Raw genomic sequence first — 18,175 nt, forward strand, 5'->3', positions numbered from 1 at the left:
TGTAAAGGTTTATCAAGAATAGGGGCAAAATAAAATTTGAATTATAGGATGATGCTGTATGCACAAGATGCATCTCACCCCTTCCACTATTTTTAAACTGAGTATTATTAGTTTATGTTTGATTTTAGCTGCATGTAATCAGCAAGAAACGACTAAAATAACGGCATCAGCTCCAGCAAAAATTGAACTCATTCCTCAAGACCTGATTGCAGTGAAAGAAGGAGCTCTTGACTCTCAAACTGCATTTACAGGAACCATTCGTGCGGTTCAGCAAAGTTCAATTCAGGCTCAAGTGAGTGCTACGGCGACTACTGTAACTACAAATGTTGGTCAACAGGTGCAAAAAGGCCAAGTTTTAGTAAGATTGAATAATCAAGATAATGTTGCACGATTAGCACAAGCGCGCGCTAACCTCGCATCAGCTCAGTCGCAAGCTGAACTTGCACGCAATTTAATGAACCGAAAGCAACGACTTTTTAATCAAGGGTTTATTGCTCGTGTCGAGTTTGAACAGAGTCAGGTTGACTATAAAGGACAACTTGAAAGTGTAAAGGCCCAACAAGCGAATGTTGATATTGCTCGTAAGGCTGATCAAGACGGCATTATTACCAGCCCAATTTCAGGTGTCATTACTAAACGACAAGTAGAACCTGGTCAGACTGTATCAGTGGGTCAAACATTATTTGAAATCGTAAATCCAGACCAACTTGAAATACAAGCCAAGCTACCAATTGAACAGCAGTCTGCTCTTAAAGTCGGTAGCAGCATTCAATATCAGATTCAGGGAAATTCTAAACAGTTAAATGCGACGCTTACACGTATTTCACCTGTTGCAGATCAAGACAGCCGACAAATCGAATTCTTTGCCGTTCCTAAAGAAAAAATTGATTCGTTAAGCATTGGGGCTTTCATTAATGGAAATATTCTCCGCAATGACACTCAGCAAGGCCAAACCATTCCTTTAGACAGCATTCAAAATATGCAACATGATCCTTTTGTATGGGTAGTACGCAATCACACCATTCAAAAAGTTAAAATTCGAGTAGTTGAACAGCGCTATAACGACAATATTGCTTTAGTTGATGGCCTACAACGCACAGATCTAGTGAGCCGTATTCAATTTGAAGATTCCGACATTAATAAAAAAGTGACGGTTACAACCGAAAAAAATAAATAAGGTAGCAAATAGCATATGTGGTTTACTCGAATCAGTGTGAAATATCCCGTTTTTACTATTATGATGATGCTCAGCTTAATGGTACTCGGGTTAGCTTCTTGGAAACGTATGACGGTTGAAGAGTTTCCGAACGTCGATTTCCCATTCGTCGTAGTGACTACGCAATATGCTGGTGCTTCACCTGAAGCTGTCGAATCAGATATTACAAAAAAACTCGAAGATCAGATCAATACAATTTCAGGGATTAAACAAATCACTTCACGCTCAAGTGAAGGCTTTTCGATGATTGTGGCTGAGTTTAATCTCGACACTTCATCGGCCCTTGCAGCACAAGATGTTCGTGACAAAATTGCTCCGGTCACAGCCCAATTTCGTGATGAAATTGATACACCGATTGTACAACGTTACGATCCCTCCTCTAGCCCGATCATGTCAGTTGTATTTGAATCAAATAGCATGAGTCTGGCTCAACTAAGTTCATATGTAGATAAACGTATTGTGCCGCAGCTTAAAACCGTGTCTGGTGTCGGTAATGTGAATTTATTGGGGGATGCCAAACGGCAAATACGAATAAAAATTCTTCCTGAGCAATTGCAAAGTTACGGAATTGGGATTGATCAGGTCATTAATACGCTAAAAAATGAAAATATTGAAGTTCCCGCAGGAACCTTACAACAAAAGAATTCTGAACTGGTTGTACAGATTCAATCAAAGGTTATTCATCCACTTGCTTTTGGTGATTTGGTGATTGCCAATAAAAATGGTTCACCAATTTTTCTAAAGCAAGTTGCAACGATTGAAGATACTCAAGCCGAACTACAATCAAGCGCATTTTATAATGGAAGAACAGCGGTCTCTGTCGATATTTTAAAGAGTTCCGATGCCAATGTAATTCAGGTTGTCGATAAAACTTACCAAACTTTAGAGAAATTAAAAACACAAATGCCTGCGGGTTTAAACTACAAAGTTGTGGCCGACAGCTCCAAAGGAATTCGCGCTTCAATTAAAGATGTGACCCGTACCATTATTGAAGGTGCTGCCTTAGCAGTTTTAATTGTTCTATTATTTTTAGGCTCTTTCCGCTCTACCGTTATTACAGGCTTAACCTTACCGATTACTTTGCTAGGAACCTTAACTTTCATTTGGGCTTTTGGTTTCAGCATTAATATGATGACGTTATTAGCCTTATCGCTCAGTATTGGTCTCTTAATTGATGATGCGATTGTGGTTCGGGAAAACATCGTAAGACATACTGAACTTGGCAAAGATCATGTGACTGCGGCCCTAGAAGGCACAAAAGAAATTGGTTTAGCTGTACTCGCAACCACGCTTACCATTGTGGCCGTATTTTTACCCGTCGCCTTCATGGGCGGGTTGATTGGACGTTTCTTTTATCAGTTTGGCGTAACGGTGAGTACAGCCGTTTTAATTTCAATGTTTATTAGTTTTACGCTCGATCCAATGCTCTCTGCTCACTGGAAAGATCCAGTCAAGAAAAAAGATAATTGGCTACAACGCTTTTTTAACCATATTTCTAATGTGTTAGATCGACTGACTCATGTTTATGAAAAGCTCTTAAAGCTGGCTTTACGTTTCCGTTTCATCACAGTCATTATTGCAATTGTTTCACTATTTGCTGCACTAGGACTGTCTAAACTAATTGGGACCGAATTTGTACCTACCCCAGATAAAGGTGAAGTTCGTATTCAGTTTGAAACTCCTGTAGATGCATCCTTGGAATATACTCAAGCGAAATTACATCAAGTCGATCAAATTATTAGACAGTTCCCCGATGTGGTTTCTACTTATGGCGTGGTCAACAGTGAAGTAGACTCAGGCAAGAACCATGCAGGTTTAGGCGTGACCTTAAAGCCAAAACAAGAACGTAGCTCAGATCTGAATACACTCAACAATGAGTTCCGTGATCGTTTGCAAAGTGTAGCGGGTATTCGAGTGACTTCTGTTGCAGCAGCGCAAGATTCTGTCTCTGGCGGACAAAAGCCGATCATGATCTCTATTAAAGGATCTGACCTCAATGAGCTACAGAAAATTTCAGATCGTTTTATTGCTGAAATGGAAAAAATTAAAGGTGTCGTAGATTTAGAAAGTTCATTGAAAGAACCAAAGCCGACTCTGGGTGTCTATATTAATCGTGTACTGGCAAGTGACTTAGGTTTATCTGTTTCTCAGATTGCCAATGCGATTCGCCCATTAATTGCGGGTGATAATGTCACAACTTGGGAAGATCGCGATGGCGAAAATTATGATGTGAATGTACGTTTAAATGAAAATAAACGTATGCTTCCGCAAGATGTGCAGAACCTATATCTCAATTCCAATAAGACCAATGCGACTGGGCAAAATATATTAGTTCCACTTAGCGCAGTTGCAACAACCGAAGAAAAACTCGGTGCTTCACAAATTAACCGACGTGATCTTGAGCGTGAAGTACTGATTGAGGCAAATACTTCAGGACGACCTAGTGGCGACATTGGTCAAGACATCGATAAAATGCAAAAGGCATTTAAACTACCTGCTGGATATACATTTGATACTCAAGGAGCAAATGCTGACATGGCTGAATCTGCTGGATATGCATTAACTGCCATTACCCTATCGATTGTATTTATCTATATTGTGTTAGGTTCTCAGTTCAATAGCTTTATTCATCCTGCCGCAATTATGACCTCTTTACCATTGTCACTCATTGGTGTTTTTCTTGCCCTATTCTTGTTCAAAAGTACCCTAAACCTATTTTCGATTATCGGTATTATCATGTTGATGGGGCTCGTTACCAAAAATGCGATTTTGCTTATCGACTTTATTAAGAAAGCAATGGATCAGGGGACGAGCCGTTATGATGCTATTTTACAAGCGGGGAAAACCCGTTTACGTCCAATTTTAATGACGACAAGTGCCATGGTGATGGGGATGGTTCCTCTAGCTTTGGGTCTTGGCGAAGGCGGTGAGCAAAGCGCACCAATGGCTCATGCTGTGATTGGGGGCGTGATTACTTCTACCCTATTGACTCTTGTGGTTGTACCCGTCATTTTCACTTATCTAGATGACTTGAAAAACTTTATGCTGAGTCAAACTCGACGATTCATGTCATAATGCAACGATTATCGTATAATCTGCGTTTTTATAACGCTTAACTTTTAGGACTTTTTCCATGCGCGCAAGCCGCTTTTTATTTGCAACGTTGAGAGAAACCCCAAATGATGCTGAAGTGATTTCACACCAGCTCATGTTACGTGCGGGGATGATTCGTAAATTGGCATCTGGTTTATATACATGGCTGCCGATGGGAACACGTGTGCTTAAAAAAGTAGATGCGATTGTTCGTGAAGAAATGAACCGTTCAGGCGCTATGGAAGTATTCATGCCCGTGACTCAACCCGCAAGTCTTTGGGAAGAATCGGGGCGATATGAACAATATGGTCCTGAATTATTACGCTTTAAAGATCGTCATACGAATCCATTCGTACTTGGGCCAACGCATGAAGAAGTTATTACAGACATGGCGCGTAACGAACTTAAAAGTTATAAGCAGCTTCCTGTAAATTTCTATCAAATTCAAACCAAATTCCGTGATGAAATTCGTCCACGTTTTGGTGTAATGCGTTCACGTGAGTTCATCATGAAAGATGCTTATTCTTTCCATGCAACTCAAGAATCATTACAAGAAACTTATGACGTGATGTACGACACTTATAGCCGTATTTTCACTCGCTTAGGCTTAGACTTCCGCCCAGTACAAGCCGACACAGGTTCTATTGGTGGTTCAGCTTCACACGAATTCCATGTATTGGCTGCTAGTGGTGAAGATGACATCGCATTTTCAACCGAATCTGATTATGCAGCAAACGTTGAAATGGCTGAGGCTGTTTTAGTGGGTGAACGTGCAGCTCCGACACAAGAATTCAAATTGGTTGAAACACCAAACCAGAAAACGATTGATGATGTATGTCAGTTCTTAAATGCTGACCCTAAGCAATCTGTTAAAGCTTTATTGGTTCAAGGTGTTGCTGACGAAAAAGGTAATGTTCCTGTCGTTGCTCTATTTGTACGTGGTGACCACGAACTGAATGAGATTAAAGCTGAGAAGCATCCTTTAGTTGCAGCTCCTCTTACATTCGCAACTGAAGAACAACTTCAAGCATTTGGTTTAACTGCTGGCTTTACAGGTCCACAAGGTTTAGTCGAAAAAGGCTTAACTGTAATTGTTGACCGTGCTGCATCTGTGCTTTCTGACTTCGTTGCTGGTGCAAATGAAACTGATAAACATGCTGTTGGCGTAAACTGGGAACGTGATGCGCAAATTAGCGAAGTTTTTGACTTACGTAATGTAGTTGAAGGCGACCCATCTCCAGATGGCAAAGGTACACTACAAATTAAACGCGGTATTGAAGTAGGTCATATTTTCCAACTTGGTACTAAATACTCTGAAGCTTTAGGCTGTAAAGTTCTAGGTGAAGATGGCAAACCATTTACAGTAACCATGGGATGCTACGGTATTGGTGTAACACGTGTTGTTGCAGCAGCAATTGAACAAAACTACGATGACAAAGGTATCATGTGGCCACAAGCCATTGCACCTTTTGAAGTTGCAATTGTTCCAATGAATGCGCACAAATCACCACGTACTCTTGAAGCAGCAGAAGCACTTTATGCAGAACTTCAAGCTCAAGGTTTTGATGTGTTGCTTGATGATCGTAACGAACGTCCCGGCGTTAAGTTCTCTGACCTTGAGTTGATGGGTATTCCACACCGTATTGTGATTGGTGAAAAAGGTCTTGATGCTGGTACTTTTGAATATAAAGGCCGCCGCGATGCTGAAGCGAGCAATTTAACGAAAGAAGAACTTTTAGCTAAGTTAGCGCGTTAATAAATACCTAAATAAAAAAGCAGCTTTTAGAAGCTGCTTTTTTTAACTCAATTTTTATACCTGAACCGTTAAATCTTTAATAGTTGTCGATGAACCATTGGTTTTAACAGATTCAATTCCTTTATCTCGTGAAGCTTCGCTCGCATAGAATTGACTTGTGCCAATAATTTGATGATTTGCAGCTTTTAAATTGAAATAAGGTTTCCCATTCTTTGCAGTTAAACGCTCATATCGTGCGTCATCACCACTATTTTTCTGAATTGATTCAATACCATTTACCGCAGAAGCTTTAGCCTTATATAGCTCACTATTTAGAATAGGTTCACCATTTCCTGCCTTTAAAATAAAGCGGTATTGTCCATCACTCGCTAGTGAAATTTCGTACCATCCTGCCATAAAAACCTCATTTTTTTGTTGGTGTGGGTATGACTTTCGTTATTATTCTGGACGAAAGTTATTTGTTATTTATGACAATATAAATGGACAATTATTCCTTGAATAGCCTATTTTTTATACTTTTTCGTAATAAAATTATAATGATGATAGAAATTTAAAAAGTAGAGATATAAGTGCATATCTCTACTGAAATGTAATTAAAATTAACAATTTAAGCTTTTTTTACAAATTCAGATTTTAACTTCATCTGACCAATACCATCAATTTTGCAATCGATATTGTGGCCATCACTTGCATCTGGAACTAAACGAATCGTTTTTACTTTCGTGCCTACTTTTACAACTGAAGATGAACCTTTAATTTTTAAGTCTTTAATGACAGTTACACTATCACCATCTGCCAAGACATTACCATTCGCATCTTTAATAATTTCTTGTTCTTCAGTAAGCGATGCATCCCCTTCTTTCCACTCATTTGAGCATTCAGGACAAATCAATAAGTCGCCATCTTGGTAAGTATATTCTGATTGGCATTTTGGGCAGTTTGGCAAAGACATGAAAAAAATCTCAAAAAGTATATTATGCGAGATATGACTCATTTTTTAAAGTTTTAAATAAAAGACTTTTACCAAAAAAAAATTTATACATTCATTTTGAGTTTTTACTTAATAAATATTCTTTCAAAATAATTGCATGGTTATTTTCAATATCTTTTGCTGAATATAAAAGCGTAACTGTATGCTCTACTGCGATGTGTTGTAACTCTTCAACTGCGGAGTTGGTTTCAAGCTCTTTTAAATAACGCTGCTTGAACTCTTCCCAATGATCTGGCGTTGCTGCATGGAACCACTTGCGAAGTTCAGTTGAAGGCGCCACTTCTTTTAGCCATAAATCTAAATGAGCATTTTCCTTACTAATTCCTCTACTCCATAGGCGGTCAACCAAAATTCGCTTCCCATCACTAGGCTCAGCATTTTCATAAATTCTTTTAATGTGTATATCCATCATCTTTCTCCGTGCAAGGTTTATATTTTAGATAGGTCTTATAAAAGAAAAGTGAGCAGATTTAGCTCCACTCACCTTTTAAAGATTTCATTAAAATTTTAGAGAGTTTACTGATCAGGGATATCCGCTTCGATTAATAAAGTCAGTAAAGATAAAGATTCTTGCCATCCCAAATAACAAGCTTCCTCAGGAATAACTTCTGGTATACCTTCTTGCGTAATATGTACTTCCGTACCTACCAATACGCTTTTTAACGTAATGGTAACTTGCATGGTGCCGGGCAAATTTGGGTCATCGAATTGATCGTTATATCGAATTAATTCATTTGGAACTAATTCCACATATGTTCCACCAAAAGCATGTGTTGAACCTGTTGAAAAATTGGTAAAACTCATTTTGTATGAACCACCAACATTTGCATCAAAACTATGGACCTTGGCAGTAAAACCATGAGGTGGCAACCACTTTACTAAAGCATCTGGATCTAAAAATGCACGATAGACTCGCTCGGCTGGAGCCTTAAACACACGATGAAATTTTACTGTTCCTGTTGTCATCATATTCTCCTTATTTTAACTTCTTTTAGATTATCGAAATTATGCTTATTAGGTTAAACCTTCCGCTTTATCCGAACGTATATTTTTGGTGTTTTTTCAAACAAAATACTTTTTTCAGGCGAAATCAAATTACCAAAACTAGGGCTGATTTTTTAGTAAAAATGGAGCAAAATAGTCAGCAATCATAAAGAAACATATTGAATTTGAGATTAATCATGAGTCTGCTCGCTTTCTCCTCATATGCTTTAAACGGTGTAGATGCACAAAAGTTTTTACAAGGCCAAGTTACTGTAGATACTGAACGTTTAGCTGAAAATGAAACTCGCTATACAGCCATTTGTGATCTTAAAGGTCGTATTCACTTTGGCTTGTGGCTAAAGAAGATTAATCCTGAAAGTTTTGAAATTGTAGTTGCTCAAGATCAAGCTGAAGAGTTTGCCAAACATGTTAAAAAATTTGGTGCTTTTTCGAAAATGACCTTGAGTGAACAAGGCCCTGCTTTTCCAACGATTTCAGGTCATCAAACTGAATTTTCAGCACTAGAAACTGATATTTCTGAATGGCAAAAACAAGCTATTATGACTGGTCAAGCGTGGATTACTCAGACTACTGAACATGTATTCCAACCACAGGAATTACGTTTACATCAACGTGAAGGCGTTAATTACGATAAAGGTTGTTACCTAGGTCAGGAAATTGTGGCGCGTCTTTGGTTTAAAGCAAAACCAAAACACTGGTTACATCTGGTCCAAGGTACAGGCGAGGCGCCTGCTTCAGCAACTCAATTAAATAACGATGTCGAAGTCGTTAATAGTATTGCAAATGATGCTGGCTATCTGGCTTTAGTTGTTGCTAAACCTGCTGCTCTACAAGAGTTAGGGCTTCAAGTTCTTGATTTACCCGAAGCTTTAAGTGGCGATGTTGCAAGACCACAATAATAACTTTTATTAGTTCAAACAGCCCACTGCTAAGTTAGTGGGCTTTTTTATAGATACAAAACACTAATGATTTCATTAGATTAGAATATCAAATTTTTAAGTTTTATATGCAATCATTAGCCCTGTTGAAATTAAAGAGAAAAAAGATGAAAACTAAACTTGCTACACTCATGTTGAGTCTGGCTATTTTCGGTTCTGCTCATGCTGACGTTAAAGCACTTGAACAAAATCTTAAAACGAATTATCCAGATTTGCCTGTAAAAGGTGTTTATCAGTCGCCAGTTCAAGGCATTTATGAAGTGTATACAAGCGGCCGCATTGTTTATACAAACCAAGATGCCAAGTACTTTTTTGTTGGTAACTTAGTCGACATCAAACAACAAAAAAATATGACTGAAGAACGTATTGCCGAACTGGGTAAAATTGACGTTAAAAGTTTGCCATTAAATCAGGCCATTAAATATGTAAAAGGTAAAGGTGAACGTACGATCTATGTCTTTAGTGACCCAGATTGCCCATATTGCCAGCGCCTAGAACAAAATATGGTTGGGGTTGATAACGTAACGGTATATGTGTTCCTTTATCCTCTCACTAGTTTGCATCCAAATGCTGAAAAAGTTTCAAATCAAATCTGGTGTTCAAAAAATCCGGCAGAGGCTTGGACAAACTATATGCTTAATCGCAAATTACCGCCTAATAGCAAAAGTTGCTCAAGCCCAATTCAGAAAAATATTGCTTTAGGTCAAAAATTAAATATTGATGGAACACCTACCCTGTTCTTGCAAGATGGCCAAAGACTCTCTGGTGTTCCAAGTGATGCCAAGCAAATTGAAGCATTACTTCAATCAGCAAAATAATAATATTACCCACTCCGTTATATGAATGTGAGTGGGTCTTTTCTCCACAATTTGCCCAAAGTGCAGCGCTTTATATACAAATCGGCTGTTTACTTTCAGCAATCAATATTTATGATGAGAAATTGAAACTATTTAATGCATCAATGGAATGATGTAGCTACGAAGTAAAAGGTTAAAAAGAAATGAAGAAATTACTAATTGCAAGCCTAATCACCCTTTCAAGTGCATCAATTTATGCAGCTGATAACACAGCGACTGCTGCGAAAACAGATGTTTTCAAACAAGCTGAACAACTCTACGCAGCAAAAAATTACTCTGCTGCATTTCAAGAAATGCAACGCCTCGCCCAAATAGGTAATGCCCAAGCCATCTATAACTTAGGCTATATGACTCAAATGGGCCAAGGTACAGCAAAAGACTCTTCTAAAGCCCTTAAATATTATGAAGATGCTTCAAATAAAGGCTATGCTCAAGCAAGTTACACGCTTGCACAAATTTATGAGACTGGTGAATTAGGAGTTGCCAAAGACAGCAACAAATTCAGTCAATATGTTCAAAAGGCATCGGCTCAAGGTTCTGATGATGCAACTGTGAAAATTGCGACGATTTTATTTGCACAGAAAAAACCGCAGTCACATCAAATTGCCCTACAAAAATTGGCGCCTTTAATTAGAAAAGGTAACTACCCGGCTATTCAGGTAAAAGCACTTTATGATATTAGCCAAGGTGTGGAAAATAAAAATCCGTTAATGAAACGCCAAGGTATCGAAGCTTTACAGTCAATTGCGCAAAAAGGCTATGCCCCTGCTTCTATGGCTTTAGCGACCATGATGGCGAATGGCAATATCATTCCGCAAAATCTACCACAAGCAAAAAAGATTTTTACTGAACTTGCCAATCAAAATGTTCCGAACGCTAGAGAGTCTTTAGCTTCAGTTGATAAAATCATTGCAGAAAAGAGCAAACAGGCTGCCAATGCTCCAACACAGCCAGCACCAAAAAAATAATGAATGATGAGCCCCTCATGGGGCTTTTTTACCACCACAAAGCAATCAGCCCGCTAACACCAATAAAACCAACAATCGTACTAATCATAAGCGGTGTTAATGCTTTTTCATTTAGACCGTAGGCTTGTCCAAAAATTCCAAAAGCAATCGGCATTGGTAGAGCAGCAATTAATGTTCCTGCATAAAGCATTTCACGACTTACATTGGGAGTGATCAAAAAGAGTGAAAAAATCACGGATGGCATGAGGATAACTTTCAATATCGCCAAAAAAACACTTTCTGTATTTACTGTTGTGATTCCAATACCGACTAGACTTCCTCCAATGGCAAATAAAGCCAAAGGTGAAGCTGTACGCCCAAGTAACTCTAGTGATTGATCAAGTGTTGTAGGAAGGTTAACATCTAAAAGAATGCACCCCATCCCAACCAAAATCGCGATAATGACAGGATTCTTGAGTAAATTTAAAAAAGTCTGTTTTAAAAGCGGTAAAAGATTTTGTTGTTGATGTAAACCAGCTTCGGCCAAAATCAGCATCAGCGCCACAATCAATAAATTTTCAATAATGAGTGTTAAAGAAATATAAATCGCAGCGTGATTACCTATCAACATGGTTAAAATAGCTGTTCCCATAAATCCAGTATTGGACATAGATGCGCCCATCGAGATGACGGCACTGTGGGTTAAGCTATTTTTAAAATATTTTCGATAGAGAATGAAAGCCAAGAAAAATAAAATTAAAGACCCACCGCCATAAGCAATAAAATAAGCAGGGTGCCAAATATCTTGTAAGCTTTTATTTGCCAATGAATGGATTAGAAAAGCTGGTAAGGAAATTTTAATTACAAATGCGCTAAGAGCCCTGATCTGTTCAGGTGTTACCAATTTGATGAGAACACAAACATAGCCCATCAATAGCAATATCAAGATAGGTAAAATAACCTGAAAAACCACTGACCGTCCTCACTTAGCGAAAGAAAAATGGGCAAAGATGACTTTGCCCAATACAATTAAAAAGAGTTAAAAAGCTGTTTTAATCCATGAGGTTGGCAGCGCAAATACTGAGGTGCAATTTTAACCTCTGCACCTAAAGCTGCTGCTGCATGCCAAGGCCATCTTGGGTCATATAACATTGCACGAGCAAGACCAATAGCATCGGCTTGCTGGTTTTCCAAAATTTGTTCAGCGTGTTCTGGCTCAGTAATTAACCCTACAGCAATCACTGGAATAGATACATGCTTTTTGACTTGTTCAGCAAAAGGAACTTGGTAGCCAGCTCCAATCGTAATTGATTGATGCTCGTGCAAACCACCACTAGACACATGCACGTATGCTGCGCCCAATTGCTCTAAAGCTTTTGATAAACCCACTGTAGACTCAACATCCCAATGCTCAATGCTCTCTAACCAATCAGTCGCAGAGAGTCTAACACCTACAGGATAACCTTCTGGTACAGCCAATTTAATTGCTTGAAGAACCTCAAGAGTCATACGCATACGGTTTTCTAAAGAGCCACCATATTCATCAGTACGCTGATTAGCAATTGGCGATAAGAATTGATGTAGTAAATAACCATGCGCAGCATGAACTTCAATCAACTCAAACCCAGCTTCTACAGCACGTTTTGCAGCTGCTGCAAAGTCTTGTTGAACTTGTTTAATCTCAGCAATGGTCAAAGCATGGGGCGCTGCATCATGCACTGAAAAGGTACTTTCACTGGGAGCAACCGTTTGCCAACCATGAGGCTGATCTTTTGCAATCTGACCTTTACCTAACCACGGTTTTTCAGTAGATGCTTTACGGCCTGCATGTGCTAACTGAATTCCAAATGGCATCGGTGAAAGTGTGTGAACCTTAGCTAACAACGTTTTGATTTGGTCACGTTGCTGATCATTCCAGAGCCCAAGGTCAGCATAGCTAATACGACCTTCAGGCTGTACAGCAGTCGCCTCTACAATACAAAGCCCAGCGCCAGACAATGCATAATTCGCCCATTGCTGTTCATGCCAATAGGTAATTTCACCATCATCTGTTGCCGAATATTGGCACATTGGAGCAATTACAATTCTATTGACCAGTTGTAGTGAACCAAAGTTAACCGTTTCAAATAATTTTGCCATTTTTAATTCCTAGAATTGCTTAATTACACGTAAACCTGCACTCCAGTTACGTCCATCCGCTGGTTCAAAGTAGCGTCCATTTCCATCATTTACGATCACTGAACCTGCATAGTTTTTATCAAATAGGTTATCAACACGGGCAAAACTATTCACTTTCCAGTCGCCCATTACCCATGCATAACCCACATTAGCTGAGGTTACACTGTAGCTTGGCGCTGCGTCACTGTTGGTATCATTCACGTATACTTTATCCATATACTGTACATCTACCCCGCCATATAGACCGTGCGATGGCTGCCAAGCTAAAGAGGCATAAGCCTGGTTTTTAGCAATTCCCGGAATGGCATTGCCTGATGGAATTTGAGCAATATTCCCTAAAGCTGGAATATCAGCATCAAAAGTTGCATCTAAATATGTATAGCTAGCAGTCGCAGTTAAATCTCGCCACAACTTTTTATTCCATGCAAACTCTACGCCTTCACGTAAGGTTTTATCTGCATTACGAAACGTTGATCGGCCATTTGAGTTGCCGGCAGAAACGATGTCATCTTTGGTTTTAGTTTGAAAAACTGCCAAAGTAAAATCACCAAATTGGTTTTGTGATTTTAAGCCTGTTTCATAGGTATCGCTTGTAGATGCTGTTAAATCAAAATTAAAACCACTTTTCCCGTCTGGTCGATATGCCATTTCAGTAAAAGTTGGTGTTTCAAAGCCTTTTGCATAACTCACATAGGCCATAAGCTCAGGTACAATTTGCCAACTTAAAGCAGCAGAAGGCAAAACTTTATTATAATCAGTCTTACCGCTATCATCGCCATTGCTTAAATAGCGATCTTCTGACTTATAGTGGACATTGCTATAGCGCACACCTGTATCTAAACGCCATGTTGGTAAGAACTGCCATGAAGCTTGTAAATATGGATCGATATTCCACAAAGTATTATCTTCATCACGGCGTAACTTACCTTTGACACCATAAATACCATCCGCATTAAAGTTTTCAAAACCTTTACGATCTTCATCCATTGCATCAAGTGCCACACCAACACTTACAGTGGTGTTTGGAAGTAACTCTTTGCCCGTCCAACGGAAGTCAGCGCCATAATAATCACGTTCAAAATCAATTATCCCGCCTGCATGATTGATGCTGGCATCTTGTGTTGATTTAGGTATAGATTGATATTGAGTGACTTGGCGATTGCCTAAATATGCCATGGCATAGAGTTCATTTTTATCATTAATAGGCTTAGACCATGTCACCCCTGTTTGGGTCTGTTCAATATCTTTACGGACATTAAATTGCTTTAAAAATGGAACTTGTTGCTTTGGATTCGCATTCCACTGGTCACGCGTTAAACCCTGCGGATCATCTGCATGAATTTTTACATAGTTGGTGACCCAGTTGATTTTGCTACCATCATCAAGGTTCCAACTGAGCTTTGCATTATTTAATACTTTTTCTGCACCGCTATGTTCTCGGTAACCATCCGTGTCGAAATATGATGAACTAATAACATAACTTGGTTCATTCGCGTCCTTTGCCCCGCCTTGTAGCACGAGTCCTGCTCTGCTTTTATCGTGACTGCCTCCTGAATAGCTCAGCTCAATTGAGTCTTTCCCTTGCCCTTCTTTAGTAGAAGTTAAAATAGTTCCACCTGATGAATTTCCATAAAGTGAAGAAAAAGGACCCGTTAGAACTTCAACATGGTCCAGACTACTTAAATCAATATTAGACGTTTGACCCTGTCCATCTGGCATCGTTGCAGGAATACCGTCCACATATAGGCGAATGCCTCGAACCCCAAAAGTTGAACGTGCACCAAAACCACGCATAGATAACTGTAAATCTTGTGCATAATTTTCACGATTGCGAAGCTGTAAACTCGGTATACCCTTCACAACTTCGGTTAAATTTACTTGTGAAGAAGTATCGACTTGAGGTGCATCTATTCGAAAAACTGAAGCTGGTGTTTGCAAATAGGTTGTATCTGTACGTGTCGCTTCCACATGTAACGTTGGCAATACAGTCACGTCTTGGGTTAAGTCTTCTGCCCAAACAAGTGGGCTAGAAATGCAGCCCATACTCATCAAAATACAGTAATGAAGTCGGTCTAAGCGTAATAAGGACATGCTTATTTCCTTTATTTATATTGTAGTTATCATAACAAAAAGCGATGTCTTGTCTGGATATAGAATTCGGTCTGTATTGTTGTAAATCTAGAACACTCTTCATCGATATCTAAAAATTGATTTCCAGATTAGAATTATCGACTCAAAGATGGATGGTCTTTCCAGCAATATCGTTCAGGCCAATCTTTTGCTTCTTCGGCATAATCAATTCCAATCCGTGGCGTCAATACCACTTCTGGCTGTGTTGATGCTGCTTCCACCCACAAACCAGATTCTTCACTCAAAGTCTGGCCTTTTAAAGATCGATCAATACCTAAATAACGTGTCAATTTGCCGGGTCCAGCTAGAAGCTTATATTCTTTTTTTGTTGAAGCACCACTTAAAAATGCAGAACGAATCATTACCCCTTCAGGAATACCTTCTGTCTGAGTAATCAGATTGAGCATTTCATACATGCCATAAATTAAGTAGACATAAATCGTACCGCCAGAGCGATACATTACATCTGTTCGTGCTGTGCGTTTGTCATTGTAGCTGTGGCAAGCTTTATCACGAACACCCAAATAAGCTTCTGTTTCACTAATTGTGCAACGGATGACTTGACCATCAGGTTGTCGCTTACATAATACGCAGCCAATTAAGTCATAAGCTACTTCTGAGGTTTCACGTTGAAACCAGCTTAATGGTAAAATATCTGACATAGTAATCTCTGAAATATTACATACCACACGTTATACTTGATTAATCCAGTATATCTGTTAATTCTGCGAGTTGGCATGCCTGAGTTACCCGAAGTCGAAACAACCAAAACCAGTTTATTTCCTCTATTGAATCAAAAAGTTCTAAATGTTGAAGTACGTAATCCGAGCTTACGTTGGCCTATACCAGATGACATTCAAAAACTCGTTGGGCAACGTCTCATTGGGTTAAATCGACGTTCAAAATATATTTTGGCAGAGTTTGAACAAGATCAAATGCTCTGGCATTTAGGCATGTCAGGTAGCTTTCGTCTGACCGAGCCACATGATGAACTAAGAAAACATGATCATTTAATTATTCAATTTGAAGATCAGCAATTACGCTATCATGACCCACGTCGTTTCGGTTGTATTCTTTGGCTTAATACGGAAACTCAAGGCAAACTCATTGACACTTTAGGACCTGAGCCTTTAAGTGCTGACTTTCATGCAGAATATTTAGCTTCCAAACTCAAGAATAAGGCTGTCGGCATAAAAATTGCACTCATGGATAATCATGTAGTCGTTGGTGTAGGCAATATATATGCAACTGAAAGCTTATTTAATGTTGGCATTCACCCAGCACAACCTGCTGGTGATTTAAGTATGCAACAGATTGAGAAATTAGTTGTCGAAATTAAACGAATTCTAAAGTCAGCAATTGATTTAGGTGGTTCGACTTTACGCGACTACAGTAATGCCATGGGTGAAAATGGTTATTTCCAGCAAACATTACTTGCTTATGGTCGTGCTGGAGAAATGTGCGTTAACTGTGAAACCACATTAGAAAACTTAAAACTTGGTCAGCGCGCCAGCGTATTTTGCCCACAATGCCAACCGCTTAAAAAGCTGAGAAAGCCTTAATTTTTTGGAGAAAGACAACATGCAAACAGCAATTGTCCGACATATTTTAGTCAAAGATAAAGACTTAGCTGAGCAGCTAAAAAAGAAGTTACAAAATGGTGCCGACTTCGCAAAAATTGCCAAGCAATACTCTACCTGTAATTCGGCAAAACGCGGTGGAGAACTAGGCGAAGTCAAAAAAGGACAACTTGTGCCAGTGATCGACAAAGTTGTTTTTACAGCTGCTGAACGTGTGTTACAAGGCCCAATCAAAAGCCAGTTTGGCTATCATCTTTTAGAAGTCAAATTCCGAATGGGCAGCTTGCGTTAATTCGATTAATTTAAGTATTTTCTTCAGAAGCTTGAGCCTGTGCATTCAGTTGATATGTCCAGGCTTTAACGCATTCACCCGATTCTAATTTCACATCCGCGATAACACGCTGGTATTGAAAACCCTCAAAGTCATCAAGCATTTGCCAGTTTTCAGCAAGTTTTTCCGTACTAAATAAATAACCCTCTACCCGATCTGCTTGCGAATCTAACTCAAGCGCCTTTAAACCTTTATCTGGTCCCCAATCTAAAATATGAATCACACCGCGTACACTAGCTTTTTCCCAGCTTCCACCAAACTGCTCTAAAATATGAGCATTTGCTTTATTCGGACATAAAGTGCCATACACAAAAAGCTGATTCATTTATTTATATCCTTTTTACAATCTAGGTAGTTGAGCCTATCGGTAGCCTGTCTATTTTATCAATATCTTTAGTCCAGTATAAAATACTAAGTAATAAAAAACGGCACTCTCGGTACCGTTTCTTATTAATTCAGAATATTGTTAAGCTTGCTTTTTCAACTCATCGCGAATTTCACGCAATAACTGAATATCTTCAGGAGTTGCAGCTGGAGCTTCTGGCTCATTCTTATCACGGCGAAGTCTATTTAATAATTTCACCATTAAGAAAACGACCCAAGCCAAAATTAGGAAGTTAATTAAAATGGTGAGGAAATTACCATAAGTTAAAACATTGATACCTGCTTTTTGCAAAGCATCTAAAGATTGCAGATTGGTCGGGTTGGCTCCTAGCACAATAAATTTCTGCGAAAAATCAACACCACCACCAGTAATAACACTGATAATTGGCATGATAATATCTTTTACTAAAGAGTCCACGATTTTGCCAAAAGCACCACCAATAATCACACCAATGGCTAAATCCATCATATTGCCTTTAATGGCAAATTCTTTAAATTCTTGAATAATACTCATCTAAACATCTCCAGATGTCGGGGGCCGAAACACGTCATATTTTTCTTTTTCAATGGCATCTTATCGATTTAGATAGTACTCGCCATGATATTGATAATTTAATATTTTTATCAAAAAAAAGAAAACTATCTCACACTTTAACAACATATTCTCTGATAAGAAAAATATGATTTTAAGCTTAGTTTAATTCTAAATAGAACGATTAAAAAAACCGCTGATCGAAATCAGCGGTTTTTATCATCCGAAGATAAGAAT

18 protein-coding genes are annotated in these 18,175 nt (G+C 38.9%); 8 read left to right on the forward strand and 10 right to left on the reverse strand.

All coding sequences use genetic code 11. From position 1 onward, the window contains the following. The first annotated feature begins 67 nt into the window (after window positions 1-67). The 3 genes from ACS125_RS00675 to ACS125_RS00685 are packed head-to-tail and all read left to right on the forward strand — an operon-like array spanning window position 68 to window position 6,065. Window positions 68-1,177: an efflux RND transporter periplasmic adaptor subunit gene (locus ACS125_RS00675; RefSeq protein WP_443273900.1), complete on the forward strand. Its 1,110-nt coding sequence runs from the start codon at window positions 68-70 to the stop codon at window positions 1,175-1,177. Between the two features lie 15 nt (window positions 1,178-1,192). Beyond that, entirely contained in the window at window positions 1,193-4,291 is a 3,099-nt protein-coding gene (locus ACS125_RS00680) for an efflux RND transporter permease subunit (protein WP_443270025.1), read from the forward strand. A gap of 58 nt (window positions 4,292-4,349) precedes the next feature. Then, window positions 4,350-6,065: a proline--tRNA ligase gene (locus tag ACS125_RS00685; RefSeq protein WP_443270027.1), complete on the forward strand. Its 1,716-nt coding sequence runs from the start codon at window positions 4,350-4,352 to the stop codon at window positions 6,063-6,065. A gap of 54 nt (window positions 6,066-6,119) precedes the next feature. Here the strand turns inward: ACS125_RS00685 and ACS125_RS00690 are convergent, their stop codons facing one another. From ACS125_RS00690 to ACS125_RS00705, 4 genes are all read right to left on the reverse strand, one after another. Next, window positions 6,120-6,461, reverse strand: a complete 342-nt coding sequence (locus tag ACS125_RS00690) for a YegP family protein (RefSeq protein ID WP_132071626.1) — start codon at window positions 6,459-6,461, stop codon at window positions 6,120-6,122. 211 nt (window positions 6,462-6,672) lie between these two features. Next, the gene (locus ACS125_RS00695; RefSeq protein ID WP_016137144.1) at window positions 6,673-7,017 is read right to left on the reverse strand and encodes a zinc ribbon domain-containing protein YjdM; all 345 of its coding nucleotides are present in this window, start codon (window positions 7,015-7,017) and stop codon (window positions 6,673-6,675) included. A 91-nt stretch (window positions 7,018-7,108) separates the two neighbouring features. After that, window positions 7,109-7,465 (reverse strand): DUF488 domain-containing protein, encoded by a 357-nt coding sequence (locus tag ACS125_RS00700; RefSeq protein ID WP_353155972.1) that lies wholly within the window; start codon window positions 7,463-7,465, stop codon window positions 7,109-7,111. Between the two features lie 107 nt (window positions 7,466-7,572). Continuing rightward, window positions 7,573-8,025: an SRPBCC family protein gene (locus tag ACS125_RS00705; RefSeq protein ID WP_443270030.1), complete on the reverse strand. Its 453-nt coding sequence runs from the start codon at window positions 8,023-8,025 to the stop codon at window positions 7,573-7,575. 212 nt (window positions 8,026-8,237) lie between these two features. Here ACS125_RS00705 and ygfZ point away from each other — a divergent pair, with 212 nt between their 5' ends. The 3 genes from ygfZ (at window position 8,238) to ACS125_RS00720 (ending at window position 10,824) form a co-directional block, all read left to right on the forward strand. Further along, on the forward strand, window positions 8,238-8,960 hold the full coding sequence (gene ygfZ / locus ACS125_RS00710; protein ID WP_443270032.1) for a CAF17-like 4Fe-4S cluster assembly/insertion protein YgfZ: 723 nt from the start codon (window positions 8,238-8,240) through the stop codon (window positions 8,958-8,960). Between the two features lie 146 nt (window positions 8,961-9,106). Continuing rightward, entirely contained in the window at window positions 9,107-9,817 is a 711-nt protein-coding gene (locus ACS125_RS00715; protein WP_151964333.1) for a DsbC family protein, read from the forward strand. 182 nt (window positions 9,818-9,999) lie between these two features. Further along, on the forward strand, window positions 10,000-10,824 hold the full coding sequence (locus tag ACS125_RS00720; protein WP_443270035.1) for a tetratricopeptide repeat protein: 825 nt from the start codon (window positions 10,000-10,002) through the stop codon (window positions 10,822-10,824). Between the two features lie 28 nt (window positions 10,825-10,852). Here the strand turns inward: ACS125_RS00720 and ACS125_RS00725 are convergent, their stop codons facing one another. From ACS125_RS00725 to ACS125_RS00740, 4 genes are all read right to left on the reverse strand, one after another. Next, window positions 10,853-11,776 carry an AEC family transporter gene (locus ACS125_RS00725; protein ID WP_443270037.1) on the reverse strand — a complete coding sequence of 308 codons (924 nt, stop codon included), beginning with the start codon at window positions 11,774-11,776 and terminating at the stop codon, window positions 10,853-10,855. Window positions 11,777-11,832: 56 nt separating this feature from the next. Then, the gene (locus ACS125_RS00730) at window positions 11,833-12,942 is read right to left on the reverse strand and encodes an NADH:flavin oxidoreductase/NADH oxidase (protein ID WP_013196898.1); all 1,110 of its coding nucleotides are present in this window, start codon (window positions 12,940-12,942) and stop codon (window positions 11,833-11,835) included. Between the two features lie 9 nt (window positions 12,943-12,951). After that, complete coding sequence (locus tag ACS125_RS00735) at window positions 12,952-15,072, reverse strand: TonB-dependent receptor family protein (RefSeq protein ID WP_443270039.1); 2,121 nt, start codon at window positions 15,070-15,072, stop codon at window positions 12,952-12,954. Between the two features lie 134 nt (window positions 15,073-15,206). After that, complete coding sequence (locus ACS125_RS00740; RefSeq protein ID WP_443270041.1) at window positions 15,207-15,773, reverse strand: DNA-3-methyladenine glycosylase; 567 nt, start codon at window positions 15,771-15,773, stop codon at window positions 15,207-15,209. 75 nt (window positions 15,774-15,848) lie between these two features. On the opposite strand from ACS125_RS00740, the gene mutM reads away from it, so the two are divergent. Next, window positions 15,849-16,673: a bifunctional DNA-formamidopyrimidine glycosylase/DNA-(apurinic or apyrimidinic site) lyase gene (gene mutM / locus ACS125_RS00745; RefSeq protein ID WP_443270043.1), complete on the forward strand. Its 825-nt coding sequence runs from the start codon at window positions 15,849-15,851 to the stop codon at window positions 16,671-16,673. A 19-nt stretch (window positions 16,674-16,692) separates the two neighbouring features. Continuing rightward, a complete protein-coding gene (locus ACS125_RS00750; RefSeq protein WP_005309756.1) occupies window positions 16,693-16,983 on the forward strand; it encodes a peptidylprolyl isomerase in 291 nt (96 codons plus the stop codon). 10 nt (window positions 16,984-16,993) lie between these two features. Here the strand turns inward: ACS125_RS00750 and ACS125_RS00755 are convergent, their stop codons facing one another. Both ACS125_RS00755 and mscL read right to left on the reverse strand, forming a co-directional pair. Then, window positions 16,994-17,347 (reverse strand): gamma-glutamylcyclotransferase family protein, encoded by a 354-nt coding sequence (locus ACS125_RS00755; protein ID WP_174728885.1) that lies wholly within the window; start codon window positions 17,345-17,347, stop codon window positions 16,994-16,996. Between the two features lie 141 nt (window positions 17,348-17,488). After that, the gene (gene mscL, locus ACS125_RS00760) at window positions 17,489-17,920 is read right to left on the reverse strand and encodes a large conductance mechanosensitive channel protein MscL (RefSeq protein WP_004789231.1); all 432 of its coding nucleotides are present in this window, start codon (window positions 17,918-17,920) and stop codon (window positions 17,489-17,491) included. Window positions 17,921-18,175: the final 255 nt, after the last annotated feature.

Origin of the sequence: Acinetobacter sp. PFS20, assembly GCF_052261015.1 — a bacterium.
Lineage (GTDB): Bacteria > Pseudomonadota > Gammaproteobacteria > Pseudomonadales > Moraxellaceae > Acinetobacter.

Bases quoted from the DNA above. Each gene is read 5' to 3' on its own strand.
- ACS125_RS00695 (WP_016137144.1), bottom strand. From the start codon at position 7,017: ATGTCTTTGCCAAACTGCCCAAAATGCCAATCAGAATATACTTACCAA.
- ACS125_RS00735 (WP_443270039.1), bottom strand. From the start codon at position 15,072: ATGTCCTTATTACGCTTAGACCGACTTCATTACTGTATTTTGATGAGT.
- ygfZ (WP_443270032.1), top strand. From the start codon at position 8,238: ATGAGTCTGCTCGCTTTCTCCTCATATGCTTTAAACGGTGTAGATGCA.
- ACS125_RS00690 (WP_132071626.1), bottom strand. From the start codon at position 6,461: ATGGCAGGATGGTACGAAATTTCACTAGCGAGTGATGGACAATACCGC.
- ACS125_RS00715 (WP_151964333.1), top strand. From the start codon at position 9,107: ATGAAAACTAAACTTGCTACACTCATGTTGAGTCTGGCTATTTTCGGT.
- ACS125_RS00700 (WP_353155972.1), bottom strand. From the start codon at position 7,465: ATGGATATACACATTAAAAGAATTTATGAAAATGCTGAGCCTAGTGAT.
- ACS125_RS00685 (WP_443270027.1), top strand. From the start codon at position 4,350: ATGCGCGCAAGCCGCTTTTTATTTGCAACGTTGAGAGAAACCCCAAAT.
- ACS125_RS00680 (WP_443270025.1), top strand. From the start codon at position 1,193: ATGTGGTTTACTCGAATCAGTGTGAAATATCCCGTTTTTACTATTATG.
- ACS125_RS00730 (WP_013196898.1), bottom strand. From the start codon at position 12,942: ATGGCAAAATTATTTGAAACGGTTAACTTTGGTTCACTACAACTGGTC.
- ACS125_RS00740 (WP_443270041.1), bottom strand. From the start codon at position 15,773: ATGTCAGATATTTTACCATTAAGCTGGTTTCAACGTGAAACCTCAGAA.
- mutM (WP_443270043.1), top strand. From the start codon at position 15,849: ATGCCTGAGTTACCCGAAGTCGAAACAACCAAAACCAGTTTATTTCCT.
- ACS125_RS00720 (WP_443270035.1), top strand. From the start codon at position 10,000: ATGAAGAAATTACTAATTGCAAGCCTAATCACCCTTTCAAGTGCATCA.
- ACS125_RS00675 (WP_443273900.1), top strand. From the start codon at position 68: ATGCATCTCACCCCTTCCACTATTTTTAAACTGAGTATTATTAGTTTA.
- ACS125_RS00705 (WP_443270030.1), bottom strand. From the start codon at position 8,025: ATGATGACAACAGGAACAGTAAAATTTCATCGTGTGTTTAAGGCTCCA.
- mscL (WP_004789231.1), bottom strand. From the start codon at position 17,920: ATGAGTATTATTCAAGAATTTAAAGAATTTGCCATTAAAGGCAATATG.
- ACS125_RS00755 (WP_174728885.1), bottom strand. From the start codon at position 17,347: ATGAATCAGCTTTTTGTGTATGGCACTTTATGTCCGAATAAAGCAAAT.
- ACS125_RS00750 (WP_005309756.1), top strand. From the start codon at position 16,693: ATGCAAACAGCAATTGTCCGACATATTTTAGTCAAAGATAAAGACTTA.